At 73.2% G+C, this 1464-nt stretch carries 2 protein-coding genes; both read right to left on the reverse strand.

What is annotated here, in order from left to right; all coding sequences use genetic code 11:
* Positions 1–301 precede the first annotated feature (301 nt).
* The gene (locus DQW85_RS23100) at positions 302–901 is read right to left on the reverse strand and encodes a TIGR03086 family metal-binding protein (RefSeq protein ID WP_113702212.1); all 600 of its coding nucleotides are present in this window, start codon (positions 899–901) and stop codon (positions 302–304) included.
* A gap of 70 nt (positions 902–971) precedes the next feature.
* Positions 972–1464: hypothetical protein (locus DQW85_RS23105; protein WP_338043408.1), on the reverse strand; the 493-nt coding region annotated here is incomplete at its 5' end.

Here is a 1464-nt window from a genome sequence, read left to right on the forward strand (position 1 = left end):
CCCGCCCAGGTCCCCGGCCCCGCCCAGGGCCCCGGACGCGCCCAGGGCCGGGGTCCCGCCCAGCGTGGCCGAGGCGGTGAGGACCGCCAGCCCGGCGGCCGCTCTCCTGACGTGCCTCCCGCCGCGTGCGGCTCGCGCGGAAATCGTCATCGTCCCGTCCCTTTCCTGGTCGGCGCTTCGCGTCTCCAGGAAAGGCTTCCAGCGATCTCGTACGCGTCCTTCCGCCCGCGGGAGGAACCGGCCGTCATACGCCGGTCCGCCCCCGCGACGGATCATCACCTCGTGGATTACCCCCTCGTGCTCAGGCGGCGGTCCACTCCGGGGCGCGGCCCAGGTAACGCAGCAGCGCGGCCACGTCGTCGTCACCGGCTTGCGGGGCAAGCGCCGCCGCGTAGGCGCCGTACGCGCGCAGCGGCTCGACGATCTGCCTGGCCACGTCGAGCAGCTCCCTGGCGCTCTCCTGGGTGAGCGGCGAGGGCTGCCCGGTGGCGACGGCGATGTCCCAGGCGTGCACCGCGGCGTCGAGCGCGCACGCGCCCGCGCCCAGCGACGGCGCCATCTTGTTCGGCGGGACCGGCACCGCCACCTCCTCGACGTCCTCGCCGACGCCCGCCCACGCCTTGGCCGACCGCTCCAGCGCCGCCTCCAGGTACGCCTCCGGCTCCTCGGCCAGCGTCCCGGACGGCGCGAACGGGTTCTCCGACGGGCCGGGCTCGCCGGTGAGGAAGGAGGCGTAACCGACCTGGTCGCCCGCCGCGTGCTGGAGCACCTGGGTGACGTTCCACTGCTCGCACGGAGTCGGCGATCCCCAGCCGTCGGCCGGAACACCCCGCACGGCCTCGCGCAGCGCCTGGTGAGAGAAGTCGAGCAGGTCCCAGCCGGTGATGATGATCTCGCTCAAGGTCTTCAGCCTTCCGAATCGGTGATGCCACCACAATATCAGAACGGAATGCTTTGTTCCATAGTTGTGGTCATCTCGGTGGGCGGGCGTGCTCCCAGGCCGTGGTGAAGAGCAGCAGGGCGTAGTCGTACATCAGGCCGGGCCTGCGCGCGACCACGCACGGTGAGTTGCGGCCGTGCTCCGTCTGGCGGTACAGGGTCAGGTACGCGACGCGGTCCGTGACGACGATCCGGTGCACGTTGGGCAGGTCGTAGAAGCGCAGCGACACGTTCTCCCGCCGCCGGGCCACCTCGCTCACGTACGCGGCGTTGACCCGCACCTGTTCGGTGAGCAGCCCGGGCGAGAACCCCACGTCCATGCGGCGCATCTCGGCCTCGCGGACCGACAGCCACGAGCCGGGGCCGAGGCCGGCGTCGGGCAGGAGCACCTGCACCGACTCCAGGCGGCCCGCCCCCTCCCACACGGCGGCGAACCCGTCGCGCGTCAGCTCGTTCCCGCGCCCGGCGAGGACCCGCACCCAGCGCGCGCGGGCCAGCTCGGCCGCCAGCTCCGGGACGGCCAGC

This window comes from Nonomuraea lactucae (assembly GCF_003313395.1).
In the GTDB taxonomy this organism is placed as follows: domain Bacteria; phylum Actinomycetota; class Actinomycetes; order Streptosporangiales; family Streptosporangiaceae; genus Nonomuraea; species Nonomuraea lactucae.